This window comes from Glutamicibacter sp. BW77 (assembly GCF_002332285.1).
Taxonomy (GTDB): Bacteria; Actinomycetota; Actinomycetes; order Actinomycetales; family Micrococcaceae; genus Glutamicibacter; species Glutamicibacter bergerei.
Genome location: NZ_NRGT01000060.1, coordinates 13,631 through 39,284 on the forward strand (window position 1 = coordinate 13,631; position 25,654 = coordinate 39,284).

General features: G+C 56.8%; 29 protein-coding genes and 1 riboswitch. Of the genes, 18 read left to right on the top strand and 11 right to left on the bottom strand.

All coding sequences use genetic code 11. The annotated features are described in order from the left end of the window. Nucleotides 1-119: 119 nt before the first annotated feature. Complete coding sequence (locus tag CIK74_RS09535; RefSeq protein ID WP_240520511.1) at nt 120-1,136, bottom strand: macrolide 2'-phosphotransferase; 1,017 nt, start codon at nt 1,134-1,136, stop codon at nt 120-122. A gap of 41 nt (nt 1,137-1,177) precedes the next feature. Here CIK74_RS09535 and CIK74_RS09540 point away from each other — a divergent pair, with 41 nt between their 5' ends. Continuing rightward, nucleotides 1,178-1,762 carry a DapH/DapD/GlmU-related protein gene (locus tag CIK74_RS09540; RefSeq protein ID WP_096255913.1) on the top strand — a complete coding sequence of 195 codons (585 nt, stop codon included), beginning with the start codon at nt 1,178-1,180 and terminating at the stop codon, nt 1,760-1,762. An 8-nt stretch (nt 1,763-1,770) separates the two neighbouring features. On the opposite strand, the gene CIK74_RS09545 is transcribed toward CIK74_RS09540, so the two are convergent. Continuing rightward, nucleotides 1,771-2,349 (bottom strand): CDP-alcohol phosphatidyltransferase family protein, encoded by a 579-nt coding sequence (locus tag CIK74_RS09545; protein WP_096255915.1) that lies wholly within the window; start codon nt 2,347-2,349, stop codon nt 1,771-1,773. A 131-nt stretch (nt 2,350-2,480) separates the two neighbouring features. On the opposite strand from CIK74_RS09545, the gene CIK74_RS09550 reads away from it, so the two are divergent. Then, nucleotides 2,481-3,248: an isocitrate lyase/phosphoenolpyruvate mutase family protein gene (locus CIK74_RS09550; RefSeq protein WP_096255916.1), complete on the top strand. Its 768-nt coding sequence runs from the start codon at nt 2,481-2,483 to the stop codon at nt 3,246-3,248. Between the two features lie 26 nt (nt 3,249-3,274). On the opposite strand, the gene CIK74_RS09555 is transcribed toward CIK74_RS09550, so the two are convergent. The 4 genes from CIK74_RS09555 to CIK74_RS09570 form a co-directional block, all read right to left on the bottom strand. Further along, nucleotides 3,275-3,772 carry a DinB family protein gene (locus CIK74_RS09555; protein ID WP_096255918.1) on the bottom strand — a complete coding sequence of 166 codons (498 nt, stop codon included), beginning with the start codon at nt 3,770-3,772 and terminating at the stop codon, nt 3,275-3,277. Nucleotides 3,773-3,817: 45 nt separating this feature from the next. Further along, nucleotides 3,818-4,930: a DNA alkylation repair protein gene (locus CIK74_RS09560; protein WP_096255920.1), complete on the bottom strand. Its 1,113-nt coding sequence runs from the start codon at nt 4,928-4,930 to the stop codon at nt 3,818-3,820. Nucleotides 4,931-5,035: 105 nt separating this feature from the next. Further along, a complete protein-coding gene (locus tag CIK74_RS09565; RefSeq protein ID WP_096255922.1) occupies nt 5,036-5,332 on the bottom strand; it encodes a Fe-S cluster assembly protein HesB in 297 nt (98 codons plus the stop codon). A gap of 226 nt (nt 5,333-5,558) precedes the next feature. Continuing rightward, the gene (locus tag CIK74_RS09570) at nt 5,559-6,326 is read right to left on the bottom strand and encodes a hypothetical protein (protein WP_096255924.1); all 768 of its coding nucleotides are present in this window, start codon (nt 6,324-6,326) and stop codon (nt 5,559-5,561) included. 100 nt (nt 6,327-6,426) lie between these two features. Between CIK74_RS09570 and CIK74_RS18520 the strand changes: the two genes are divergently transcribed. The 6 genes from CIK74_RS18520 to CIK74_RS09595 all read left to right on the top strand — a co-directional run bounded on the left by CIK74_RS18520 (nt 6,427) and on the right by CIK74_RS09595 (nt 10,442). After that, the gene (locus CIK74_RS18520; protein WP_141392917.1) at nt 6,427-6,639 is read left to right on the top strand and encodes a hypothetical protein; all 213 of its coding nucleotides are present in this window, start codon (nt 6,427-6,429) and stop codon (nt 6,637-6,639) included. A gap of 46 nt (nt 6,640-6,685) precedes the next feature. Beyond that, a complete protein-coding gene (locus CIK74_RS09575; RefSeq protein ID WP_170947824.1) occupies nt 6,686-7,300 on the top strand; it encodes an NAD(P)-binding oxidoreductase in 615 nt (204 codons plus the stop codon). A gap of 82 nt (nt 7,301-7,382) precedes the next feature. Then, complete coding sequence (locus CIK74_RS09580; RefSeq protein ID WP_096255927.1) at nt 7,383-8,114, top strand: VOC family protein; 732 nt, start codon at nt 7,383-7,385, stop codon at nt 8,112-8,114. Beyond that, complete coding sequence (locus CIK74_RS09585) at nt 8,104-8,853, top strand: class I SAM-dependent methyltransferase (RefSeq protein WP_205738269.1); 750 nt, start codon at nt 8,104-8,106, stop codon at nt 8,851-8,853. Before CIK74_RS09580 ends, CIK74_RS09585 begins: the two co-directional genes overlap by 11 nt. A 51-nt stretch (nt 8,854-8,904) precedes the next feature. After that, nucleotides 8,905-9,603 (top strand): lysoplasmalogenase, encoded by a 699-nt coding sequence (locus CIK74_RS09590; RefSeq protein WP_096255929.1) that lies wholly within the window; start codon nt 8,905-8,907, stop codon nt 9,601-9,603. Then, nucleotides 9,600-10,442, top strand: coding sequence for an alpha/beta hydrolase (locus tag CIK74_RS09595; RefSeq protein WP_096255931.1), 843 nt, complete (start codon nt 9,600-9,602; stop codon nt 10,440-10,442). Before CIK74_RS09590 ends, CIK74_RS09595 begins: the two co-directional genes overlap by 4 nt. A 4-nt stretch (nt 10,443-10,446) precedes the next feature. Here the strand turns inward: CIK74_RS09595 and CIK74_RS09600 are convergent, their stop codons facing one another. From CIK74_RS09600 to CIK74_RS09610, 3 genes are read right to left on the bottom strand one after another with little or no spacing between them, the layout of a single operon-like run. Further along, nucleotides 10,447-11,646, bottom strand: coding sequence for an acyl-CoA dehydrogenase family protein (locus tag CIK74_RS09600; RefSeq protein ID WP_096255933.1), 1,200 nt, complete (start codon nt 11,644-11,646; stop codon nt 10,447-10,449). Further along, on the bottom strand, nt 11,643-13,220 hold the full coding sequence (locus CIK74_RS09605; RefSeq protein ID WP_240520512.1) for a fatty acyl-CoA synthetase: 1,578 nt from the start codon (nt 13,218-13,220) through the stop codon (nt 11,643-11,645). Before CIK74_RS09605 ends, CIK74_RS09600 begins: the two co-directional genes overlap by 4 nt. A 35-nt stretch (nt 13,221-13,255) precedes the next feature. After that, a complete protein-coding gene (locus CIK74_RS09610; RefSeq protein WP_096255934.1) occupies nt 13,256-14,404 on the bottom strand; it encodes an acetyl-CoA C-acetyltransferase in 1,149 nt (382 codons plus the stop codon). Between the two features lie 551 nt (nt 14,405-14,955). Here CIK74_RS09610 and CIK74_RS09615 point away from each other — a divergent pair. From CIK74_RS09615 to CIK74_RS09625, 3 genes are all read left to right on the top strand, one after another. Next, nucleotides 14,956-15,459, top strand: a complete 504-nt coding sequence (locus CIK74_RS09615) for a GNAT family N-acetyltransferase (RefSeq protein ID WP_141392918.1) — start codon at nt 14,956-14,958, stop codon at nt 15,457-15,459. A gap of 4 nt (nt 15,460-15,463) precedes the next feature. Further along, nucleotides 15,464-15,907, top strand: coding sequence for an OsmC family protein (locus CIK74_RS09620; RefSeq protein WP_096255938.1), 444 nt, complete (start codon nt 15,464-15,466; stop codon nt 15,905-15,907). A gap of 320 nt (nt 15,908-16,227) precedes the next feature. Further along, nucleotides 16,228-17,505: a mechanosensitive ion channel gene (locus CIK74_RS09625; protein WP_096255940.1), complete on the top strand. Its 1,278-nt coding sequence runs from the start codon at nt 16,228-16,230 to the stop codon at nt 17,503-17,505. Nucleotides 17,506-17,630: 125 nt separating this feature from the next. Here CIK74_RS09625 and CIK74_RS09630 read toward each other — a convergent pair whose 3' ends face one another. Continuing rightward, nucleotides 17,631-18,581: a GNAT family N-acetyltransferase gene (locus CIK74_RS09630; protein ID WP_096255942.1), complete on the bottom strand. Its 951-nt coding sequence runs from the start codon at nt 18,579-18,581 to the stop codon at nt 17,631-17,633. Nucleotides 18,582-18,660: 79 nt separating this feature from the next. Beyond that, nucleotides 18,661-18,760, top strand: a riboswitch (TPP riboswitch). Here CIK74_RS09630 and thiO point away from each other — a divergent pair. From thiO to CIK74_RS09665, 7 genes are all read left to right on the top strand, one after another. Continuing rightward, nucleotides 18,756-19,874, top strand: a complete 1,119-nt coding sequence (gene thiO, locus CIK74_RS09635) for a glycine oxidase ThiO (protein WP_096255944.1) — start codon at nt 18,756-18,758, stop codon at nt 19,872-19,874. (Overlaps the previous riboswitch by 5 nt.) Nucleotides 19,875-19,885: 11 nt before the next feature. Further along, the gene (thiS, locus tag CIK74_RS09640; RefSeq protein WP_096255946.1) at nt 19,886-20,131 is read left to right on the top strand and encodes a sulfur carrier protein ThiS; all 246 of its coding nucleotides are present in this window, start codon (nt 19,886-19,888) and stop codon (nt 20,129-20,131) included. A 2-nt stretch (nt 20,132-20,133) separates the two neighbouring features. Beyond that, the gene (locus tag CIK74_RS09645; protein WP_096255948.1) at nt 20,134-20,940 is read left to right on the top strand and encodes a thiazole synthase; all 807 of its coding nucleotides are present in this window, start codon (nt 20,134-20,136) and stop codon (nt 20,938-20,940) included. Next, complete coding sequence (locus tag CIK74_RS09650; protein WP_096255950.1) at nt 20,937-22,082, top strand: ThiF family adenylyltransferase; 1,146 nt, start codon at nt 20,937-20,939, stop codon at nt 22,080-22,082. Before CIK74_RS09645 ends, CIK74_RS09650 begins: the two co-directional genes overlap by 4 nt. 22 nt (nt 22,083-22,104) lie before the next feature. After that, nucleotides 22,105-22,644 (top strand): GNAT family N-acetyltransferase, encoded by a 540-nt coding sequence (locus tag CIK74_RS09655; protein ID WP_096255952.1) that lies wholly within the window; start codon nt 22,105-22,107, stop codon nt 22,642-22,644. A gap of 138 nt (nt 22,645-22,782) precedes the next feature. Continuing rightward, nucleotides 22,783-24,693 (top strand): translational GTPase TypA, encoded by a 1,911-nt coding sequence (gene typA / locus CIK74_RS09660; RefSeq protein WP_096255953.1) that lies wholly within the window; start codon nt 22,783-22,785, stop codon nt 24,691-24,693. Beyond that, nucleotides 24,674-25,102 (top strand): hypothetical protein, encoded by a 429-nt coding sequence (locus CIK74_RS09665; protein WP_096255955.1) that lies wholly within the window; start codon nt 24,674-24,676, stop codon nt 25,100-25,102. Before typA ends, CIK74_RS09665 begins: the two co-directional genes overlap by 20 nt. Nucleotides 25,103-25,145: 43 nt before the next feature. On the opposite strand, the gene CIK74_RS09670 is transcribed toward CIK74_RS09665, so the two are convergent. Continuing rightward, entirely contained in the window at nt 25,146-25,643 is a 498-nt protein-coding gene (locus tag CIK74_RS09670; protein WP_096256039.1) for a helix-turn-helix domain-containing protein, read from the bottom strand. Between the last annotated feature and the right edge of the window lie 11 nt (nt 25,644-25,654).

Genomic DNA, 25,654 nt, shown 5'->3' on the forward strand with positions numbered 1-25,654 from the left:
CGCGCGGTGCTTCTGGGGCGTAAATGGTGGCTTATCGTGCGGAAGCCTGGTGAAGCCGACCGGAACTTTGAGCCCTGCTGCCCCGGTGTGACAACGCGACGTTCTAGGCCCGAAGCGGCCTAGGGATTGAGTTGAGCAGCTGCAGCTTTGAGATGCTCCGCATTTCCGGTCTGCAACGCGAAAAGGCCATAATCAACGGCGGCGGTACTGAAAAGCTCGACACAGTGCTCGGCTATGAGCGGGCCGACCACACCGCCTTGAGCGACGTATCGGTCCACGGTGGCATTAAACGCTGTTGCAGAAACACTGGCGTGGTGGAAGACAAAATCTCGGGCCGGGTCGCCGATGGCCGCGGTGGTCCAATCAAGGATGCTGTCGATGCGCTCGCCGGTCATCAGCTGGTGCGCGGGATAAATTTCTCCATGCGTCAGTGTGGTGTGCTCGGGCCAATACCGGTCATCGGCTAACCATCGGCTCCAACGCTCCTGTAGCTCTGCGGACACCTCAAATTCCTTCACGACCCGGGCGATGTCCTCGCGTTTTTGTTGGCGCACGGAACTGGGAGTGAAAACTTCAATGCCGCTGTCGATGACCTCCGTTGGATCCACCGCATGTAATTGGGCAAGAAAATCTGCCAGTGAATGCGCATACTCGCGGGATTCGAGCGCAAAATGCCACTGCGGTTGGCCCTCCTCGGTAAGCGTGAGACCTGGTTCTCCCGGCAAAAGCGGGTAGGCGATCAACGTGTCGCTATGGATTTTCCAGTCGGGAATTGCCACGTCCAGGTGCGGGGCAAGCCGCCGAAGCAATCTGCCTTCTATGGCGGCACGTTCGGTCACGTCGGGCCGACGTGGAATTCGCAGCACCCAAGAATCGCCGGTATTTGTGGTGCCGATGGCGACTTGGAAATCCAAGCCAAGCTCGTTGATGGTGAGACTGTGCGGATCCAGTTCTAGCCCATGCTTTTCAGCCAGTGCGCAGATCTCATCAATCGCAGAATCTTCCATGATTCTAGCTTTGCCGGTTGCACCCGAAAAGTACAGAGCCAAGCCAGATGAGCCGAGCATACCGCCGGTGCCTGATCGGGGGTGGCCTACCGCAGCGCCGTCCGAGACTCCTCCGATGGAAGTCGACACGTTCCAAGAGTTTCATTCGGCAGTGGGTTTAAGGTGAAGATATGACACATATTGCTGGACTGACAGAACTACTAGCCACGCTCAATGCAGGTGAAGTGATTCCCGGCGGGTCCGCGCACCACGAGGCAATGCACGCGACGAGTCAGGAAGCCTTGCGGATCACCGCACAGCTCAACGGCAGCTACCAGAGCCCCGAACAGGTCCGTGCGTTATTGAGCGAACTGACCGGAACAAAGGTGCCCGATTCGATGCAACTCTTCCCACCCTTTAGCGCGGACTTCGGCAAAAACATCAGCTTTGGTCCAGAAGTCTTCATCAACAGCGGGTGCCGTTTCCAAGACCAGGGCGGCATCAGCATCGGTGCGGGCTCAATGATCGGACACAACGCGGTGATCACCACCTTGAACCATGACATGGTGCCTAGCCGCCGCGCCGACATGCACCCGGCCAAGGTAGTGATTGGCAAAGGTGTCTGGTTCGGTGCGAACGTGACAGTGCTTCCGGGGATCAGCATCGGTGATGGGGCCGTGGTGGGTGCCGGCGCCGTAGTCACCAAGGACGTTGCCCCACATACGGTGGTGGTCGGCGTGCCCGCAAAACAGGTCGCGACGGTTCCACTGGACTAATCCGGTAGCTAGCCGGCAGGTTGGCGAAGTATTTTTGCCGTATGAGCCATGAGGCGCAGGTATCCGGCGCCCACAAAAAGGTGCAGTATCGCGCCTATGCCAAGGATGTAGAGACCCGGGGTGAATAGCCAGGACAGTTCCTCGATGCGCCCAAAAGCCACAGCGGCTAAACCCAACATCATAATTGCGGTGCGAATCTTACCCAGCTTGCTCGACTCAGGTGGGGCGGAGAGCCGCAAGGCGAAGTAGGTGCACAACAAGAACAGATCGGTGACGAAGATGGCCAAGCCGATCCACAAAGGAACTAAGCCGCCAAAGACTAAACACACGGCAATTGCGACGATCCCGAGCCTGTCGGCAATCGGGTCAAGCAGGACACCGACGTGGGAAACCTGGTTAAACTTTCGTGCGATGAACCCATCGATCCAGTCGCTGAGCCCAAAGGCGAGCAATAAGAAAGCGGTGGCTAACGGCGCGGAATCGGTCAGGAGGTAGTAGCAGATCGGCACGACCAACAGGAATCTGAGCACCGTGATGGCGTTGGGTATGGTGGCCCAATCGTGCTTGTCTGCGGCCGGGCTAGTCATCACGCTCTCCTTATCTCCTATGTTGAACGATGTCGCACCTTTGCTTCGATATCAAGAGGCAAAGACAGATCCGACAAAAATAACCCGCTGGTAGGCTGAGCGTGTTCCCTAAAAAGTCCGAGGAGGACTCCGTGGTTGATGTTAAAGCCGTAGCTCAGAAGCTCGCCGATTTGCACGAATCAAACAGCACCTTGGTGCTCCCGACCGTCTGGGATACCTGGAGTGCGAAGATTGCCGCCGAGGCAGGATTTGCGGCGCTCACCATCGGCAGCCACCCCGTGGCCGACGCTACCGGTAGCAGCGACGGCGAGCAGATGGATTTTAAAGAGTATTTGCGCACCTGCCAACGAGTTATCGATTCCGTCACGCTGCCGGTCAGCGTCGACGTGGAGTCGGGTTATGGGTTGGCTCCTGGAGAATTGATCGGGCGTTTGCTGGATGCCGGAGCCGCCGGCGCAAATATCGAAGACGTGGTGCACTCCGAAGGCAAACGCGTTCGTGATCGCCAAGAACACGCCGACTACATCGCCGCGGCCAGAGCCGAAGCCGATGCGGCAGGCGTGGCATTTGTGATCAACGGCCGTACCGACGCGGTGAAGCTTGGCACCGAGGTATTTGCCGACCCGCTGGCTGAGGCCGTAGCCCGCGTCAAACTCATGGAGCAGGCCGGCGCACGGTCGGTCTACCCGGTGGGGCTCAGCTCCGCCGAACAGATCCGCGAGCTGGTGGCCGCCGTGCAGATCCCGGTTAATGTCACCGCGCACCCGGTGAAGGGTCATGCCGCCGGAGACCTGGCGCAACTGCGTTCACTGGGCGTGCGTCGGGTGAGCTTTGGCCCGCTATGGCAAATGTGGTTGGCCGAAACTTCAGCCACACAACTGGCGCAGTGGAGCAAATAACTCTTTGAACGCACGCGCCAGGTCGTTTACGCCGTGAGTATGCCGGCGGCGTAGGCGGCCTGCGCGACGTGCGCGATGGCGTCGTCGATAATCGAGATCAGACGGACCCCACGAGTGACCGCAGGATCCCAGCTGCGGTCGATCACCTCGTCTAGTTGCGTGGGCGTTAAGGTGCTCGCATAGTCGCCGAGCGCGGTGAGCGTGGCTTCCAAGTATTCCAGCAGTAGCGCCTGATCGTTGACCTTGATGCGCGCTGCTTCTGCGGAGCTATGACCATAACCAACGCTGGCACCTAGCTCGCCGAGATCAAACCTTTCGGCATATTCGTCCCAGAGCTGCGCCTGGCCGGTGAGCGGAGCCAACTGCGCGTCAACTTCCCGCGAGCTGTGCCAGAGTAACCACGCAATTGAATTGGGGTGCCCGGCCGGGTGGGCATTGAGCTGTTCGGCGGTGAGCTGTGGCAGATTTTGGGCCGAGCTGATCGGCAGGCGGGCGAGTGTGCTGAAAATTTCTGGTGTATCCATACTTCTTATTGTGCTCTGAGATTCTCGCGCTGTCAGTTTTCGGTATTACAGCTCGGTGGCTGGCAACAGATCAAAACCGGCAGCTTCGGTAGGAACTCCGTTGATCTGCAGGGCTATTGAATGAGCTCCGGGGTAATAACGGCGTGTGGTAATCGGCCGGAAAGAATGTGTTCGCGCAATGTCGAGTTGTTCGCCCGGTGCCAGCGTGCGGGTGGTGAGTTTAAAAACCTTGGGTTTTGTCGCCCCGTTGGCCTTTTGATGGTTGACGATGTAGTCGATGGCCAGCTGCGCCGACTCTCTCCCGGTATTTTTTATGCTGGCTACAAATTCGATAGATGAACTCCACGCAATTTGTTCTCTGGCTACGGACGGACCGGTGATATCTAGCGTGGCGGGCACAAAACCTAGTACTGCCAACGCCTCGGGATTTCCGCGCTTAAGCAACGTGCGAAGCCCGTGCTTGACTACCCCGAGCGTGGTATCGGACGGATTTTCTAACCAGCGCTGCGCCGTGTGGATGACCAACGAGGCTGATTCACGGCTCAGATCATTCAGGTGGTTAGCTACCGAACGACGCACATATTCACTTTCGTCCCGGTACAGCGCATCAAGAATGGGAATTGTCATTGCTGGTGTCGCGGTCAGCTGCGGTACGCGGACAGCCCACGGTAAATATGGACGGGTGCCTTCGCTAGCCAAACGGCGTACGTGCTCGTCAGGGGACTGCGTCCACCGGTGGGCGAAGGACAGCGCGCGTTCCAGATCGTGGTTTAGCAACAGTCGAATCGCGAATTCTGCGGTGAGTTTTGGGGTGAGCATGGCGAGCATTGTCATCGCGTCATCAAATGCTTCCGCGGTATTTTCTTGTACCGCTCTGCTTGCCAGCGCGCTAGTCACCGGCCAAATCATCCAGCCGGTGAACGTTTCACTGTGCTCACTGGCCCGGCGAATGGCCGCCGCCAGTTGTGCGTAGTCATCAGGAAAATCTGCCAAGAGCGAGTCACGCAACGCATCGGAGCGTTCGCGCAGGCTCAGCGGTACAAATGTCGTGGAGACTGCTGGGAGGTGCTGCAGGGAGCGGTCCGAAACGACTGCTTGCATCTGGATGGAGAGTTGTTCGGCAACATCGGGGCCGATGAGTTGATCAGCGAAAGGCATAAGGCCATTCTGGTCCTTAGTCGCTGAAAATCCGAATGCTTAAAATCGTCGAGGGCCACCAAAAATGGTGGCCCTCGACGGAAGCCTAAAGGTGTCTACCCGCTACTAAGCGCGAGGCAGAATCTGGAAGCTGACAGCTCCCTCTTCGTTGACAGCTGCGTCTAGCACCTTGTCGTCGAGCTCATCGGTGACCAGCTCATCGAGGTATACCGGGCTGCCTTCGCCACGGACTACCAGGTCGGCTGCTTCTGGTTCTGCAACAATCTGCACCGCAAATGCGGCGTCATCCGGTGCGCCTGCACCCTCGGCCTGGTGGATGCGTAGTCCAGCATTTTCTGCCTCGGACTGGTTGGTGACAATCGCGGTAACGATCGTATCTGCCTGATCGGTCAGTGTGAGCACGGTGGCTCTCCTTCCGGTTGCGAACATGCCAAGGTCAGGGCATGTGGTTGCCACGATTCCAAAAAAAATAAATGATCGCAACCTCGCTTAACATGCACGAAATACGCTTCCGGTTAGTTTTCCCTCTCAGGTACGCTCCTCCCTCAATACCCAGCGCAAGGTCTTTCGAGCTGGGAAAAATCATCGAGAAGTCGCAGAATATCGGGCAGAAGCGGGGCAGTTGTCCTCAGGCTGTTCGCTTGACTATGCCCCGAGCGACGAAGAAGAGAATGCATAGTTGGACGACGAAGATCAGGGCACCGGAAAGCACATCGTCCCAGCCCATGGCCAAACCAGACTGCAGGGTGCCGATGCCACTTGCGACCGGGTAGAACAGTGGCCAAAGAATGGCCAGATTTCTGACGAAGGCAAAAATGATCGAAAAAACCAGCGCAAACATGCCAAAGCTCAAAGCGACCGGAAGCGGGACAGATCCCACATGCTGTAGCGCAAAACCGACACTGGTGAGGAAAATTGCAGGAAGCCACCCAAAAGCTCGTTCCCACCGAAGGTAGAGCCAACCAAAAACGAAGAGCGGCTCCCAGAAAACCAAGAAATTTGCTAACAGGTGGGGGAGTAACTGGACCTGAAGCTCAGAGGCGGTCACGATGAGCTGGTACGCGGAACCAGCACCTAGCACCGCCGCGATGATCAGTGAAGTCACTAAGAACCTGCGAGTGAACCCAAGTCCTTCCCAGCCTTCCCCACGAAGACGCAACACGGTCAGGGCAGGAATCAGCGTGCCAACCAAGAGGATCCCCAGCACCAAAAACCAACTGCCCAACGCGCTGCCGGCAAAATAGCATCCCCAAAACGCGAGGAGAGTGCCCAAAGCGATAAGAGTGTCTCGGCCTGGATCCCATGCGATGATTCGTCGTCGTGTGCGGTGGGTTGCGCGAGGTGCTTTTGCGCCGGGTGCTTTTGCGCCGGGTGCTGGGGATATAGAACTCGACATGCTCGTTTCCTCAGGAAAGGGTGAGCTGGCGTTTCGGATACCAAGCCCAGCTCGGTGGTTCCACCCTAAATCTCTTCCTGCCCCTTGGCTAGGTCAACGCGTGATGCTTCTAGCGCCCGCCCTGGATGACACAGCGCGATCCGCGGATCGTGCCGGCCAGCGGAGTCGCTTCCAATCCCGCGGTAAAGACTTCCCTGAAATCGACGAGGCAGGACATGAGGGACTGCCAGAAGGTATTGCTGTTCTGGACGACGTTGCTGACCTGAACTTATCGGACTGCCTGCGGGCACCGAGCTCGAGGCACCGACGATAAACTGTGTACGTAGCAAGTTCACGTTCAGCTGGGGAAAGAGATTTTTGTGAAGATTACCGTGGTGGGTGGTTCCAAGGGGGCCGGGGCGCAGTTCGCGAAGCTGGCACATCAGGCTGGGCATGCGGTGACTGTGCTTTCACGCAGTGGTCAAGCCCCATCCGGAGTGCGTGCGCTCGCCGGTGATGCAACAGATGCGCAGGTGGTGCGCGATGCCGTGGCCGGCGCCGACGCGGTGGTTCTCACCGTCGGTGCCGCGAAAAAGGTACCCCATCAGCGGGCATTGGTCACGCAAACGGTCATTGCTGCGATGCACGATACGGGGGTGAGGCGACTGGTGGTGCAGTCCTCGCTGGGAGCTGGGAATTCCGGTTCACAGATGCCAGGTTTTTTGCGCTTTGCCATGCTGTTGATGCTCGCTAAGCCGCTGGCCGATCATAATGCGCAGGAAAACTACGTCAGCTCCTCGGGTCTGGACTGGACGATTGTTCGCCCGACCGGACTGACGAATAAGGAAGCTACTGGCAGCTGGAAGGCGCTGACGGTGTCGGACGCAGGGATGCTTGGCGGTACCATCACGCGCTCGGATCTGGCTGCGTTTCTGCTGCACACGCTGGATGATAAGTCGAGTATTGGGCAGGCCATCGGAATCAGCAACGGCTAGGCCGCGGGGAAGACGAGACTACACCTCTGGCTGAGCCTGGTTCTGCCCGAGCCGTATTTCAGCTTGCCGGTAGGCTGGGCACATGTATCTGGAAAACATTGTTTTCGATTCTGTAGACCCGCACACTCAGGGGCGATTCTGGCAAGAGCTATTAGGCTGCAAATTCTTGGGCGAAGAGGCTCAAGGGTTTGAAACTCGTCTGGAAATCCCCGGCGGACCCACACTGGATCTGTGCTTTCAACGTGTTGCCGAAGCACCCGGCGAACCGGTCCGGTTGCATTTGGATCTACTTGGTGGGCCCGAGCAATCGCAAAGAGCCGCTCAGGCAGTAAAGCTCGGGGCGCGGCGCGGGGGCATTAGGCAGCACGACGTTTCAGGGACCGTATGGGCAGATCCCGGGGGAAATGCGTTTTGCGTGCTGGAAAACCGCCCGTATTCTTCGACGGGTCCCATCGCCGCGCTGCCGCTGGATTCGGCCGATGTCTCCCGCGATGCGCAGTTCTGGGCTTGGCTCACCGGGTGGAACCAAAGCTTTGCCGGGCAGCCCGGTTCCTTACGGCACCGGAGCGGGCATGGACCGCTGCTGGAATTGCACCCGGAATCAGAACCAAAAGGACCGGCCAAAAACCGGATGCACTTGGATATGCGTTTGGAATCAGGTGATGACGCGCAGGTCATTGCCGAAGAAATCGTGGCTCGCGGCGGTCGGGAGCTGCACCCAAACTGGGGAGAGCTAGCATGGCGGGTCTATCAAGACCCCTCTGGAAACGAATTTTGTGTGCTCCCAGTGGCTGGTGGCGGTAATGATGACTAATGAACCGGTAGTGGACGCAAACTTCAATGACGAGCTACTTGCTCGACTCTATGACCCGCTTGATCCAGACCGTAGTGATCTGGAGATCTATACACAACTGATCACAGCAATAGACGCCCACAAAATTTTGGATCTCGGGTGTGGAACTGGAACCTTCGCTTGCATCCTGGCCGGGGCAGGATTCGAAGTGACCGGGGTTGACCCTGCCGGTGCTTCCTTAGTCGTGGCACGGGAAAAACCTGAGGCAGCGCGCGTCCACTGGGTGCACGGTACGGTGCACGATCTGCCAACCGGGGATTTTGATGCGGCGGTAATGACCGCAAACGTTGCTATGGTCTTCACCGATGATGCGCAATGGCAAAATACTCTGCAGCGCATTGCACTGGCGCTGAAACCCGGAGGAACGCTGATCTTTGAAACACGGCGACCAGAAGTGCGGGCGTGGGAACAATGGACCGAGCAACTAACTCGTGAAACGACCGTCGTTGCCGGGCAAGGAGCGGTGACCACCTGGGTTCAGGTGCTTGGTTACGACAACGAACTTCTGCGCTTTCGCGAAACCTTCCGCTTCGAAGACGAAACCGAAATGATCTCCGAATCCACGCTTCGTTATCGAAACCGTGAGCATATTGAAGCGACGCTGGATGCGGCCGGATTCGAAGTGCGCGAGGTCCTCGACGCCCCGGACAGGCCCGGACGGCAGTTGATCTTCGTTGCCCAACGTCGCATGAACGGATAGTCTCGAACCCATCGACGGCCACGGTAGATGCCTGTCGACGGGATAGGACATATGAAAACCCATCTGGCAGGTGACACCCGCGTTGTTGGTAGCGCGCTCGTGCTCGGCGCCGTCAGCATCATTCATTTGACTGCGCAGCTGATTGCCACGGACGGCCCGCTTGCGGATGCCACGCAAATCTTGTTGATGCCGGCACTGGCCGCGGTTTTGCTTCTTGCCACACGGCGTCCGCGAAGCATCTTGGTGCGCTGGGTGCTGCTGGCGTTGGGATGTTCCTGGCTGGGCGATACGATCCCGAGGTTCATGACCGGCGACCCGGCTTTTCTGACGATGGTTGGCTGCTTTTTGCTCGCGCAGCTGTGCTATTTGCTGGCGCTGCGAACCTATTGGCGCCACTCGGTGCTCTATCGGCCCTGGTGGGTGATCCCGTATCTGTTCGCCTTCGCATGGCTGGTGATCGTTTGTGCTCCGCATGCGGGGTCGTTGCTAATCCCCGTGGTGATTTACGGTGCGGCCTTAACGCTGATGGCTGTGCTATCAACCGGTCTGGGCACGCTCGCCGGAGCCGGTGGCGCGATCTTCTTCATCTCCGATGCGCTCATTGCGCTGCGTTCCTTTGCCGGCATCGAGATGCCGGCTCATTCATTTTGGATCATGCTCAGCTACGTGGTGGGCCAGTCCATGATTGTGGCTGCCGTAGCCCGCCAAGTACGTTTCACAGCACTGGAACCCGACAAAGGACGAGTATGAAACCCGCACAACCCGACGAACAATCGCTTCCCGAAGGCATCGCCGCAGTTCACGGCAGCGGCCTGCCGGTGGTCATGGTGCACGGCAATGGCGTGGATCATCGAATTCTTTTGGCGCTTGATGATCAATTGGCGCGGCCCGGAAACCTGCAACGCATCTATGTTGACCTGCCCGGCTTTGGCGGCACGCCGGCGTTGCCCGGGCGCGCGGGGCTACCAGAATATGCAAACTGGCTGCAAGCATTGCTCAAAGACCAGCTCGGAACAGAGCCTTTTGCGCTGATTGGCAATTCGCTCGGCGGTTTGCTGGCCCAGGAGATGGCCGATCGCTTTGGAAAACAAATTCTCGGCATGGTCCTGCTCGCTCCGGTCATCCGGCCTGCACCCGAAGAGCGCAACCTTCCGGCGCGCAGCATCGTCCACGAGGACGAAGTGCTGCTTGAAGAGCTGGGCAACATCAATGCCGGCCACTATGCGCAGACCTCGGTGATTCAAACACGAGCCAACTGGGAACAATTTGAAAGACACGTGCTGCCCGGAGTGCTCAGCGCAGATCTGCGGGCGATGGCGCACCTCTCGCAACGCTATTATTTGGACACCTTGCCGGTGGACCGCAAGCACGTGTGGACGATGCCGGTACTCATCGCCTGCGGAATGCAAGACCATATCGTGGGGTTTAAGGATGCTAAGGCGCTGCTTGAACGGTACCCGAACGCTTCATTTCTTGAATTAGAGCACGCAGGACATAACGTGCACATTGACCAGCCGGAGATTTTGGCGCAGGCGCTGGACCGTTGGCTGGATTCAGTGCGACTCGCTACCGGGTCAGCGACAAACTAACGCTCTAGCTGAAGGCGCTAAACCCGGTGAGATCACGGCCAAGAATGAGAGCCTGGATGGATTCGGTGCCCTCATAGGTGTGCAGCGCCTCGACATCACCCAGATGACGAATCACATGGTTTTCCAAGAGGATCCCATTGCCACCGAGCAGGTCCCGGGCTGTCGCGGCGATGCGCCTGGCGGCACGGGTGTTGTGGTACTTCAGCAGCGACGCCTGGGTGGGACTCAAGCTGTTGGCCGCCTGTGCGTGGGCCACGGCCCGGCATTGGAGCTGCATATTTGTCAGTTCCGCCAACATTTGTGCCAGCCGTTCCTGAACCATTTGATGTGCGCCCAAGGGTTTGCCAAATTGGGTGCGGCTTTTTGCGTAATGCAGGCAGGCCTCGAACATGCTCAGCGCGTGACCTAAAGCGGACCAGCCAACATTCACCCGCGTGTCCACCAAGGCACGGGAAACGTCCTTGAACGACTTCACCCCTGGCAGCAAGGCCTCGGGTCCTACCGTCACGTTCTGCAGCGATATTTCGGCTTGGTCGATGGCACGCAGCACCCCTTTGCCGCCGATGACTTCTGCAGAATATCCTGATGTTTGCTGATCAACGATGAAACCTTTGACCTGTGAATCTGCCTCGTCGCGCGCCCAGACAATGGTGATCCCGCCGGATGCGCCGTTGCCGATCCATTTTTTATGCCCGTTCAGAACCCATCGCCCACCTTCACAGCGTGCCGAGGTGGCTAAGCCCACCGAATCGGAGCCATGCCCGGGCTCGGAGAGTGCAAAACCGCCCAGTAATTCGCCGGTAGCCAGCGGGTGGAGGTACCGCTCCTGTTGTTCGGCGCTGCCAAAGAGCACCAGACTACGCAGGACCAGTCCACCTTGCACCGCGGCTGCAGCCGCCATCGAACCATCGGCCCTGGAAATTTCCATAGCTACCAACCCGGCAGCCAACGGAGACATCACCCGGTGCCCTGGGATGTTTAGTCCGTCGGTGAGTAGATCCAATTCACCCATCCGGCGTACCAACTGGACCGGGTAGTGCGCTTGCTCCCAGTAGTTGTTGATCTGCGGCAATATTTCTGCCCCATAGGTTTTCGCGGTATTCCAAAATTCCTGGTCTTGCGCGGTAACGTCGGCGAAGGTTGAGAAATAATCGGTATCGAGACTTTCACTTAGTTCATACCGCACCGATGGTTCTGAACTCATCCTTGTTCTCCCTGACCGGTACGCTGTGCACGTAGGTCGCGTTTAAGTAATTTGCCCGATTGATTGCGTGGCAGCTGCGCGACGAAGTCCACACGCTTGGGAACTTTGTAGTCTGCGATGCGACTTTTGACATGGCTGCGCACCGATTCGGCCGTCAACTGCGCGCCTTCTTTGAGAACCACCACGGCGGTGATCGCTTCAATCCACCGCTCATCGGCTACCCCGAGCACAGCCACCTCGGCGACCTGATCAAGTTCGTAGATGCAATCTTCCACCTCACGTGGCGCCACGAGCACGCCACCGGTATTGATGACGTCTTTGATCCGGTCTACCACCTGAATGTAGCCGCGGCTGTCCACTGTCACCTGATCTCCGGAGCGGAACCAACCGTCAATGAACGCCTCGGCGGTAGCTTCTGGTTTGTTCCAATACCCGAGCATCACTTGCGGGGAACGGTATTGAATCTCGCCTGGCTCGCCAGCTTGTGTGATGTCGCCGGCGGAGTTGATGACCCGCGCTTCGACGTAGAACACCGGGCGGCCACAGGAGGCAGGGCGTGCCTCGTGCTCTTCGGGTCTCAGTACCGAACACAGCGGGCCGAGCTCGGATTGGCCGAAGCAATTGTAGAAGCCGATCTTTGGGTATCGCGCACGTAGCCGTTGCAAAACGGTCACCGGCATGATTGAGGCACCATATTGTGCCTTCGCCAACGAGGAAAGGTCGCGGGTGGCTAAATCCGGGTGGTTGCTCAGCGGAACCCACACCGTGGGAGCTAAAAATAGCGACCCGATTCGTTCGGACTCAACCAGGGCAAGCATTTGCGGAATATCCGGTTTTGCCAGAAGCCTGACGCTGGCTCCCAGGGAAAGATAAGGCAGCAAGAAAACGTGCATGGCCGCCGAGTGATACAACGGCATCGCGATGAGAGGGCGATCCTCGGCGGTGAGATCTAAGGCGATAATCGCTGAAACGTATTGGGCCATCAATGACGCGTGGGTCATCATCGCTCCCTTGGGAGCCGAGGTAGTGCCGGAAGTATAGAGCAATTGCGCCAGATCTGAACTAGCCACGTGGTCATTTTGCATAATCGCTACCGGAGCGTTTGGATCCATAGCGGTATCCAGAATGGAATCGTTATGCTCTGCTGTGGGAAGGAGCGCCCAAAGATGCTTCACGGTCGGTACTTGGCCCTGCTCCCTGACCTGGTTCACCAGCGAGGCGCGCTGTTCGTCGGCGATCACCAGCACCGCGCCGGAATCTTCGAGCAGGTAGCTCAGTTCATCGCCCTTCAGCGCAAAATTCACCGGCACATGCACTAGTCCGGTGAGGGCACAGGCAAAGAAAAGGATTGCGTAAGCGTCGGAGTTTGCGCCGTAGACGGCAACCCGGGAGCCTGCCGGCAAATCGGTGTCCATGAGCCGGCGCGCCACCCGGTGCACGGCTGTCTCAAACTCCCGGTACGTCCAGCACCGGTCCTCGAAGAGCAGCGCTATCGCCTCGGGGTTGCGTGCGGTGCTCCGTCGTAATAGGGCTCCGATGGTGTTGCTGGTGGACGGCGGCATGACATGGTTCATAAGCTGTACTCCTGAAAAATTGCAGGCATGGGGTTTTAGAGCCGTTCGATGATGGTGACGTTTGCTTGCCCGCCACCCTCACACATGGTTTGCAGCCCCCATCTGGTGTCACTGCGTTCAAGCTCATGCAGCAATGACGTCAACAAGCGGGCTCCGGTGGCGCCGATCGGGTGTCCGAGGGCGATAGCTCCACCATTGACGTTGACCTTGTCCATATTTGCTTGGGTCTCGTGTTGCCACGCGAGGACGACCCCGGCAAAAGCCTCATTAATTTCGATGCGATCCATATCTTGCAAACTCATCCCGGTGCGCGCCAAAGCATGCTCGGTGGCTCGAATGGGGGCCGAAAGCATCATGACCGGATCGTCGGCTCGCGCCGAAACGTGATGGATCCGCGCTCGGGGCTTGAGCCCATAACGTTTTACCGCCGCTTCGGAGGCGATCAGCGACATGGCCGCACCATCAGACATTTGCGAAGCTGTTGCAGCTGTGTGCTGGCCACCAGTAACGATTGGGGCAAGCGAAGCCATTTTTGCGCGGTCCACTTCTCGGGGCCCCTCATCGATTCCTAAGCCCGCCACCGGCAGGATTTCTCGGTCGAAATATCCTTTACGCTGGGCATGAAGAGCGCGTTGATGTGAGGTTTCGGCGAAGTCTTCGAGGCTTTCCCGGGACAGTCCCCAACGGTCAACCATCATCTCCACACCGCGAAATTGCGAAATCTCTTGGCTTCCATAACGCTGTGACCACAGCTTTGACCCGGTGAACGGGTCCGGGAAACCGAAGTCTTTCGCGGCCACGTTGGAGTAAGACAACGGAATGCTCGACATCGATTGCACACCGCCGGCGATAACTAGGTCGCTGGTGCCACTCATGACAGCTTGAGCGGCGTAGGACACTGCTTGCTGACCCGAACCACATTGACGCTCTACGGTGGTACCAGGGACCTGCTCGGATAACCCCGCAGCTAACCAAGCACTCCGGGCAATGTCCATTGCTTGCGGACCAACTTGATCGATGCATCCTAGGATGATCTCGTCATACTGCTCCGAATCGATATTGTTCCGGCGTACCAGTTCGGCTAGTGGGGTGGCAGCGAGATCCAAGGGATGAACCTGCGAAAGCGCTTTGCCACGGCGTCCTACTGGGGTACGGAGTGCGTCAATAATGTAAGCCTCGGACATGGGTGATCCTCCAAAATAGTGCACCGGCGCACGGCATTGTTCGTGTTTTCAGTTGTGAAAACGTCAGTTTACAAAAACACTGGGTATGAAATAAGAATGCCCAAGACCGCCAATGTTGTCTAGCTCACAGCGTGTGTTTGGTGTGCGCTGGGGGCGAAAGCTACGCATGGTCTAGGTGAGTGACTAATACCGCCATGGACCTAACGGGTCCTACGTAGCGCGTGTAAGCCTGATCGTGGGCATTATTAATCGGTTCTTTTCGAGGCAGACGGCCTCAGGTCAGAAAACTGAGCAGGTCAATTGCGAACCAATCATTCGTGACCCGGAAGTGGAAATGTTTGCGGAACCCGCTTCGCCTGCGTTGGCGCCGGAGACTGCGGATGATGTAACGCGTGGATGGCTTATTCCAGCGACTAGGGTAGTGCGGCAAATACTGCGGTGGGTCACCTATTAGCGTGGAGCCTATTTTTATAGTTGATGTGAGAGTAGTCAAAGCACTAGGTTACGATGCAGTAGGAAGTGCCTTGGAACTGTTGAAGGAGGAAAATTCAGTGAGTTCTAAGCCTGGCGAACAATCGCCGAGTTCGGCGGATGGATTGTTGATGATCCGTCCCTGGTCCGGGGTTGAAGAAGTGCCGGAACTATTAGATGTCTGGCGCTCCTCGGTTGAGGGGCGGCGAGATTTTCTCTCAGTTAATGATCTGAATTCGGTGGCCTCCACACTCGAAACCGTTTATGCACAACGTGCTCTGGTGTATGTTGCTCAGCTCGGGACACAAATCGTCGGATTTATGGCCATGGGAGATGAGCGGGTCGAATTATTGTGGGTTCACCACGAACACCGCCACATTGGCGTAGGCAGAGCCTTGGCGGCATTCGCCCATTCGAAACAAACGAATGTACAGATGGTAGTCAGTGCGCAGAATGCCGCAGGAATCGATTTCTTCCGCAGCTGTGGATTTGAACTATCTGCAGAGGAAGAGTTGAGCACCGAACCCGCGGCGAATATTTTACTGCGTCATGCCAGTGTCGGCGCCAAGGCCATGCGACGATAACACTATGAGTGAAAATAGTCGCGAAGTCCGTGAAGTCCGTGAAGTCAGTGTAGTGCGGACCGCATCACGTACGTATAAGGCCACGAGTGCCGAAACCGGTTCGAGTATTGAGTTCGGACAGGCCGAGGGGCTGCTGACCCCGGTTGAACTTCTCTTGGCGGCCATCGCCGGATGTTCGAGTATCGATGTTGACGTTGCCACGACTCGGAGAAGCGAGCCAGAGAAATTTGAGGTGACAGCATCGGGTGACAAGCTCACTGAGGATGGCGCCAGCCGGATGGAGGACATCCGTCTCGGGTTTGATCTCAAATTCCCGGACACCGAAGAGGGGCGTAAGGCTGCAGGTATGGTCGAACGTATCGTCAAGCTGTCACATGATAAATATTGCACCGTTTCCCGCACGGTCGAACTGGGCGCCAAGGTCACCAGTGAGATAGCCAAAAGTTAGTTTTACCTGCACTAAATGAATTTTTTGACCCGCCATAGCTCAGCATTGCTCATGGCGGGTTTTTACTTTTATCTATACAGGGAACTCACATATTGGTCACTTGTTTTAGGATCTGGAAATAATTTTAAGTATCACTGGATTCGTAGGTTATAAGCGAAGAAGGTTATCGAAAGCGTAGAATCTTACTGCTTTTACTTCTGAATCCGAAGGTGGAATACGTGAAATTCTTCGAGTTACCCACCCCTTGTCGCTAGTTTGCCCTAGTCAGCAAAAAATCCTCGTCGTAGGGTCTAAAACATCCCCACGTTGAAGGAGCAGTAATGCAATCTCAGAACGTATTAGGAAACATTGACTGGGCGTCGATGCTACAAAAAATAGCCATCGCGCTAGTAATTCTCATCATTACTTGGTTGATAGCAAAAGTTGTTAAATGGGCTGTCTCCAAACTCGTCACCAAGATCAAGTTCCTCCAAAAACAAGGCACCGATGGAAAGCAAATCGGCGACTCCCTGGGTAAAGTTGCTGGTCTGATTGTCTGGCTCTTTGGCCTGGTTGCAATTCTCCAGGTCTTCGCGCTGACCGAGGTGCTCTCTCCGGTTCAAGATTTGCTCGGCGGAGTCATGGGCTTCTTGCCGAACCTCATCGGTGCAGCATTCATCTTCATCATCGGCTACGTGATCGCTAACGTCATCAAGCAGCTGATCCAGACCGGTCTGGGCACTGTTGATTTCAGCGCTTTGGTCCGAAAGGTTACCCCCGGAGATGCCGAAGAGGTTGATCCGGAAACTTCAATTCGCACCCAGCGGACCATCGTTGATGTCATCGCCAACATCGTGTTTGCACTGATCCTGTTGGTTGTCTCGATTTCTGCACTTCAGGTTCTTGGTATCGCCGCTATTTCGGTACCTGCGCAGGAAATGCTGCAGATCGTCCTGACTGCCATTCCACAGGTCATCATGGCGCTGATTCTTCTGGCAGTGGGCTTCCTAATTGCTAAGTTCGTAGGCAAACTGATCGAATCCACGCTTCGTGGTGTCGGTACTGACCGCGTTGTGGCCGGTTGGGGAGTCGTCCCTGAAAGCCAGAGCGCATCAGGCATCCTCGCTACCATCGTGAAGATCGCAATTATCCTGTTCTTCGCTGTGATGGCAGCAAGCATGCTGAATTTCCCGGCAATCACCAATATCCTCAACGAGGTGCTGGAGCTGGGCGGCAAGGTCGTCTTCGGCGCAGTGATCATCGCGATTGGCTTCGTCTTGGCTAACGTCATCCGTCGACTGATGGGTGATACTACGGCTTCGAAGATTGTCCGCTACACCGCCATCGCACTGTTCGTGGCGATGGGCCTGAAGTACATGGGCCTGGCCGACTCGATCATCAACATGGCCTTCGGTGCCATCGTGATTGGTGCGGCACTAGCAGCAGCCCTAGCCTTCGGACTGGGTGGACGCGATGCGGCGGCACGTACCTTGGAGAAGATCGATCTGAACAAGTTGGACGAACCGGCTAGCACCGGTACCGTGCCAACTCGTCCGGCACCGACGACTCCAACTCGTCCGTCACCAACCACGCCTCCGACAACACCAGACGAGTTCTAATACTTAGGGCTTGACGCATCAAAAAGGTGGGACCGATTGCTCGGTTCCACCTTTTTACTGCCCAAAAATGGGCCGCGACGTCCAGCATTTTCGAGTCTGATTTGGACTATTGATCCTTCCGTACCTCAGTGCAAAGCCAGCGCGGTGATGGGTGGTGCTTGGTCGGTGATCAACCGAGCATAATTTAGAACATCGATACGCTCGCCGTTGATTAAGAACTTGTCCCGTTCCCGGCCTTCGAGCACAAAACCACAACGCTCGGCGACCTTTTTAGATGCAGGATTATTCACCCGCAGGCCCAACTCCAAACGGTGTATCTGATGGGCGGTAAAAAGCTCGTCAGCCAAAGCAGCCAGTGCGCGGCTAGCTAATCCGCTACCGCGATGCGCCGCATGCATCCAATACCAGACCCAGGCGTTGCGATTTCCGGAGTCAATACTCGCAGAGACTAGACCGACTAATCCGGTACCTTGAACTATCGCTAGTGGTACTTGTTGGTCAGGATTTTTTAGTAGCTGCTGAATGTAGTTCTCTGCCTCGACAAGGTTTTTAACCTCACCTTGCCGCGCCATGTCGGGGTGGGAACAAAAAGCCTCAAGAACTTGGGGTGCATCGCTAGGACGCAACGGACGAACAAAAGCTTGAGCCTCTGACGCGACATAAGGTGAGGTCGCGACATCGGCGGGGAACTTGGGCAGCTTGGTTCCTTGGTGGAAGAGCAACTGCCAACCATGGGCCGAATGGATCCACAGCGAGGTGCGCTGGCTCGGGGTGTCCGCGCCGGTTTTCCAGCGTAGTAACACCAGAGTCTCACTGAGCTGTTGGATACGCGGCTCGAGCAATTGGAACGTAGGTGATTGGTCTACTGGTTCAGCCATGAGCAGTTTGATGATTTGGCTGCGATCGTAGTTTCTGCCGGAGGCTCCAACTTCCTCGAAGTCTTCATGAAGTAGCCGTTTGAGCTCCTGCTGATTGTGGCGAATGCGCTGAGTTAGCAATTGCTTTTCACCGTCAATGATCTTTGCGGCTACCAAGTGATCAGGAGATAAATCTCCCGGGACAGAAAATTCGGGCATGGCAACGAGTAAAACACAGGACAGCTATGGCTGTGAAGTCATGAAGTTAGTAATTGTGAGCCCTGACATGCTTATAATCCAAGTACTCCGCGGGAGCCCTTAAGGGCTGAGAGGGCTTTGTGCCGACCGCTACACCTGATGCGGGTCATGCCGCCGTAGGAAGGAATTGCCTTCGTGCACACTGTCATTGTCGGCGCCGGAATTATCGGTCTCGCCACAGCTTTCGAACTTCGCGCTCGCGGTGTTGAAGTCACGATCATTGATCCGGCTCCCGGTTTAGGTGCAAGCCATGCGGCCGCCGGGATGCTCGCGCCAACTGCCGAAACCACCTGGGGCCAGGACCAACTTCACAGGCTGATGTCCTGTTCGGCCAAGGCCTACCCCGAATTTATTGATCGAATTTTTCAGGCCACCGGCCAGCGCGCTGCTTACGTTGAAAATTCGACTTTGGTGATCGCCGCCGAACTGGCGGATATGGATGCGCTGTTGGAATTAAAGCGGCTACAAGATTCTTTAGGGTTCAGCGCTGAAAGACTTATGCCGAGCGCCGCACGCAAACTTGAACCTGCGCTGGCGACAAACATTGCTGGCGCCATATACTGCGCCGCAGATCAACAATTGGACCCACGGTCTTTGCTGAAGATTCTGATCAGCTACTTTGAATCCTCCATCGTGCACGAGACCGTGGTGGGGCTCCTGAGTCACGGGTCAAAAACCTGCGGTGTGATCACCTCCAGCGGGCTGCGAATCCCTGCAGACCAAGTGCTTCTGGCCGCCGGTCTGGGGCAAATTCCGGGCGTATCAAACCTCGCGCTACGCCCGGTCTATGGCGATATCTTACGGTTGCAAGGCTCAACACGATTCCCCTTGATCAAGCGAACTGTTCGCGGGATTGTGCACCGTGAACCGGTCTATCTGGTCCCACGCGCCGACGGAAGTTTGGTCCTGGGTGCGTCAAGCAGGGAAGACGGACAAGAGCAGGTCAACGTGGGACAACTACATGCGTTGTTGGACAATGCGCGCAGGCTTGTGCCGGGCATCGTGGATACCACGCTGAATGAAGCAATCGTCCGTGCGCGTCCCACCACCCCGGACGACAGGCCGCTGATTGGCCGGCTGGATGCCGGGCTCGTCCTGTCAACCGGCTACTCGCGACACGGGGTGCTGCTAGCCCCATTCGGAGCACGGGTCGGCGCCGGGTTGCTGCTCGATGACCCACAAGACGCGCATCTACTCGCCGCAGTCTCGCCGGAAAGATTTGGCGAAGTCCACCTGCAAACCAGCACCTTCTAGGAGACAAAAACATGCAACAAATAGAACTTTTCCTCAACTCCACACCCACCACCATGCCCGCCAACAGCACAGTGCGTGAACTGATCGCCACACATACCGGAAAACGAATCACCGACGAAGGCAGAGCCAGCGATGGATCACGTCTGGGCATTGCGGTCGCGGTGGACTCTGCGGTGGTGCCACGCAGTGGGTGGAATGATTTTTCGTTGCAGCCTGGCCAGCGAGTAGAACTAGTCACCGCAGCGCAGGGAGGCTGAAGATGGAAAAACTTACGATGGACAACGATGGATTTGAAGTTGCCGGGGTAGGGTTCGCTTCTCGACTCATTCTTGGCACCGGGGGAGCGACCTCGCTGGATATTTTAGAACAAGCGCTCCGTGTCTCAGGTACGGAGCTGACTACGGTTTCGATCAGGCACTTCGCCGCTGCTGGCTGTGGTTCGGTGTACGAACTTTTAGCTCGCAATTCTGTGCGCCCACTGCCGAACACCGCCGGTTGTTTCACCGCGCGGGATGCGATACTCACCGCCCAGCTGGCGCGTGAAGCTCTGGAAACAAACTGGATCAAACTTGAAGTCATCGCCGACGAACATACGCTGCTTCCGGACCCAATTGAACTATTTACCGCTGCCGAGGAACTAGTTAATGACGGATTCCAGGTTTTCGCCTACACCAATGACGATCCGGTCATGGCTATGAGATTAGAGCAGTTGGGTGTAGCGGCGGTGATGCCAGCTGGTGCCCCGATCGGTTCGGGCTTAGGGATCCTTAATCCACATAATATTTCCACTATTACCGCCCGAGCCTCGGTGCCGGTCATCTTAGATGCCGGGGTAGGTACCGCCTCGGATGCGGCCAAAGCCATGGAGCTGGGTTGTGACGCCGTACTGTTGGCCAGCGCGGTCACGCGAGCCAATAACGCACCCTTGATGGCCGCCGCCATGCGTGATGCCGTCCGTGCAGGTCGCGCGGCACGGCTGGCCGGATGCATCGTGCAACGCGACCTTGCGCTGGCTTCCTCGCCAGATTCCGGGATGATGCAGGCGCTCATTGGTGACTTCTCGTGAGCGCCGAACCGAGCCTTGCCCGGGAGCTAACCGCGACGCAACTAGCTAGATATTCTCGACACCTGACTCTGCCAGGAGTCGGAATCACCGGGCAAAACCGTATCGCCAACGCCAAGGTATTGATTATCGGCGCTGGGGGATTGGGTAGTCCTATTGCCAGCTATCTGATCGCCGCTGGGGTTAAACAACTCAGCGTCATCGACCCGGATAGTGTGGAACTCTCAAATTTGCAACGCCAGATCTTGCACCGTGAAAAGGATCAGGGTGCACTGAAAGTTGCGTCGGTGCAACGCCTTGCCGTTGAGCTCAACAGTGAGGTTGCGGTGCACTGTCATGCCACATATTTGGCACCAGAGAATGCGGTGGAACTTTTTGCCGAACACGATGTGGTGATCGATGGCAGCGATAATTTTGCGACGCGCTACCTTTCCAGCGATGCCGCGGAAATTACCGGTACATCTTTGGTGTGGGGAACAATTTTCCAATTTGCGGGTCAGGTCTCGGTATTTGATCCGCAATCCGGTCCGATGCTGCGCGATATCTTCCCTGAGATGCCAGAGGCTGATTCGGTACCGTCCTGTGCCGAAGGTGGGGTATTTGGTGCGCTGTGCGGGGTGGTCGGATCGTTAATGGCCACCGAAGCGCTAAAAATAATCACCAAAGTGGGACAACCCCTAACCGGGAAACTATGGCTTTACGATGCGCTGACCGCCGGCGTGCAGATTTTGAGTTTTGACCGCGACCCACAGCGTGCGTCGGTCCGAGAACTTGGCGATTATGAACCTCAGTCTTGTTCGGTGGTTGTGTCGGGCGAAGAAATCGACGTGACAGAAGTAGAAAAGTTGCGAGCCCAAGGCCAACTGGTATTGCTCGACGTGCGAGAACCATGGGAACGTGCGCTGGCAACTATTGAGGGCAGTATTCATCTGCCCCTAGACCAATTGTCCGGTGACTTCTGGACGCAGTTTCACTGGGAGCCAGGAACCCAGGTGGTGACCGTCTGTAAAACCGGGGCACGCTCGGTTCGCGCCGCGCTCACACTCAACGCGGCGAGGCCAGCAACGCTTGCCCCGGTGCTTAGCCTGCGCGGCGGAACACTGCGTTGGTTAGCCGAGATTCGTGGTCAGGTCGTGAACTACTAGGTAGTACTGACATACTGAAGGCATGGAGTCAACCAAAAAATTACTGATCAGAGAGCTATCCCAAGCCGATGAGCAGCAAGCAATTGCCGCTCATCACGCATTGCTCGACGATGATTTTGATTTTCTCCCGACATGGTCAGCCCGGCAAAGCTGGAGCGGCTACGTGCAACGCATGAGCGAAGGGAGCAGCGGCGAATTCATCCCCGAAGGGTGGGTGCGCAGCGGTTTATTCGTCGGAGTGCACGAAGGAAAGCTCGTAGGACGTATCTCGGTGCGTTACGAGCTCAACGATTTTCTGAGCGAGGTCGGCGGACACCTTGGTTATGGTGTGGTCCCGGAATTCCGCGGCCAAGGCTTTGCTACACAATTGTGCGAATTTGCGTTAACAGAGCTCAGATTCCACGGTGTGCGCTCGGCTTTGGTAACCTGTGATGAGCAGAACGTTGCTTCACAGGCAACGATCATCGCCTGCGGCGGACAAGCCGATGAAAATCGCCCCACGGTGCATGAAACCGGGGGAAACACCAAACTGCGTTATTGGATTTCAACGGCGCGCTATTAGGCGTTAATGAAGCTATTTCTGTATGTTCCACCACAGATAAACGATGTACTTGTCCGAAGCGCGTAAAATAGTATGTTGGGTCGACTGTGGCCCCGCCTCCGAGACCCTAAATTCTCTACACGAAGTGAGCCTTCCCGTATGTCAGATACAACTCTCATCCGTCGCGACGACCTGCGCAACGTAGCTATCGTTGCGCACGTTGACCACGGCAAGACCACCATGGTCAACGCAATGCTCCAGCAGACTGGTGCATTCGAAAGCCACGGTGAAACCGAAGATCGCGTGATGGACTCCGGCGAGTTGGAACGCGAGAAGGGCATCACCATTCTTGCTAAGAACACCACCGTGTTCTACAGCGGCCCAGCTGCCGAGGGCAAGAAGATGACCATGAACATCATCGATACCCCGGGTCACGCCGACTTCGGTGGCGAGGTCGAGCGCGGCCTGTCCATGGTTGATGGTGTGGTTCTGCTTGTCGACGCCTCCGAAGGCCCGCTGCCACAGACCCGCTTCGTGCTGCGTAAGGCACTCAGCGCTGACCTGCCGGTCATCATCGTGGTCAACAAGACCGACCGTCCCGACTCCCGCATCGATGGCGTCATCTCCGACTCCATGGACCTGCTGCTCGGACTGGCCTCGGACTTGGCCGACGAAGCTCCAGATCTGGATCTGGACAAGGTTTTGAACGTCCCAATCGTCTTCGCTTCGGGCAAGGCTGGCTTCGCTTCGATGAATCAGCCAGCCGATGGCACCCTGCCAGACAATGAAGATCTTGAGCCACTGTTCGAGACCATCATCAAGCACGTGCCAGCCCCGACTTACACCGAGGGTGAAGTTCTCCAGGCACACGTCACCAACCTTGACGCCTCGCCATTCCTTGGCCGTCTGGCACTGCTGCGTATTTTCAACGGCACGCTGCGCAAGGGCCAGCAGGTTAACTGGGCCCGCCAGGATGGCACCATGAAGCAGGTCAAGATCACCGAGCTGCTGGCCACCAAGGGTCTAACCCGTGTTCCAGCCGAAGAGGCCGGACCGGGCGAGATCGTCGCAGTTGCAGGTATCGAAGACATCATGATCGGTGAGACCCTCACCGACCTTGAAAACCCGAAGCCACTGCCACTGATCACCGTTGATCCACCAGCGATCTCGATGACCATTGGTATCAACACATCGCCGCTGGCCGGCAAGGTCAAGGGTGCCAAGGTGACCGCGCGTCAGGTGAAGGATCGCCTGGACAAGGAACTGATCGGTAACGTTTCGCTGAGCATCTTGCCAACCGAGCGTCCCGACGCTTGGGAAGTTCAGGGCCGTGGCGAATTGGCTCTGGCCATCCTCGTGGAGCAGATGCGACGCGAAGGCTTCGAGCTGACCGTTGGTAAGCCACAGGTTGTCACCAAGATTGTTGACGGCAAGGTTCATGAGCCAATGGAGCACATGACCATCGACGTGCCAGAAGAATACCTGGGCGCAATCACCCAGCTGATGGCTTCGCGCAAGGGCCGGATGACCAACATGGCCAACCACGGTACCGGCTGGGTTCGTATGGAATTCATCGTTCCTGCTCGTGGCCTGATCGGCTTCCGTACCCGCTTCATGACCGAAACCCGCGGCGCTGGTATCGCAGCATCGCTGGCCGAAGGTTACGAGCCATGGGCCGGTCCAATCGAATACCGTATCAACGGTTCGATCGTGGCTGACCGCTCCGGTGTTGTCACCCCGTTCGCGATGATCAAGCTTCAGGAACGCATGAACTTCTTCGTGCAGCCGACCTCCGAGGTTTACGAGGGCATGATCGTCGGCGAGAACTCGCGCGCCGATGACATGGACGTGAACATCACCAAGGAAAAGCAGCTCACCAACATGCGTGCAGCTTCCTCGGATAGCTTCGAGAACATGACCCCACCACGCAACCTGACTCTTGAAGAGTCCCTCGAATTCGCTCGCGAAGACGAGTGCGTTGAGGTCACCCCGGATGCCGTGCGTATCCGTAAGGTTCTGTTGAACGCTAGCGATCGTGCCAAGGCAACTCGTGCGCGAGCAAAGAGCTAACCAGTCGCTGACCGCCGGCAGTAACCTGAGCGCGCTAGTGCGCGGTCTAGTTACTGCCGTGGTTTCCGGTTTACTGGGCACCGCTATCCATGCCTCGTTGAGCTATGCGGGGGATATCCCGCTAGTTTGGGGAGTGCTGGTGGCTTGGCTGTTATTGGGCTTGCTGGTGTACTGGTCGGTGGTTGCCTCGGGCAAACTCTGGGCCGGCGCGGTGGGCTTTATCGGCTGCTACCTGGTTGTCGGGTCGATTTCCTACTTTGGAAATGACACGATGATTTTGCCGTTGCAGTACCTGCAATATCTACCAGGTCCGACCATCGCCTCGCTGTTATGGATGTATGGCATGATCGTGCCCGCGGTGATCTCGCTATTTATGGCATTGCGCGTACTTCGCAAACGTCAGCGTTAACCTAGAAAAACCCCAGNNCTGGGGTTTTTCTAGGTTAAAACGCTTATTTGTTGCCGGTGACGTCTAAGTGGTGGGCGAGGAACAAAGAGGTGGCTACGCCTTCAGGTTCGGCTTCGCGCATCGCGTAGTCTTCGATAATTTCCCGAATACGGCCGAGCATTTCTTTTTGCGTATCTTCGGTAAGTTTTAGACCCACGCGGATGACCTGAATTTCTTGTGGCTCAAGCCCATCGATTTCCTGCAGGAAGGTATCTACCAGCAGGGGAGCAGCGTCGGGAATTCGGGTACCCCAGGACTGCCGCGTGCTACGGTAAGGCACTTCCTTAGCCCCGCGGTTACCGCGCCGGGGCTCTTCCGCGGCGAGGAAACCGCTGCCCACTAGGGTGCGCACATGGTGCAAGGAAGTCGCCGGATTTAGCTCGAGAATGTCGGCTATTTCCTTATTGGTGCGGGACTCATGCAGGCATAAGCGCAGAATTCTAAGCCGCAATGGTGAGCTTAGAGCTCGTGCGCGGGCTTGGACTAGATCGTCTGTCGGCATATTGCCAGCAT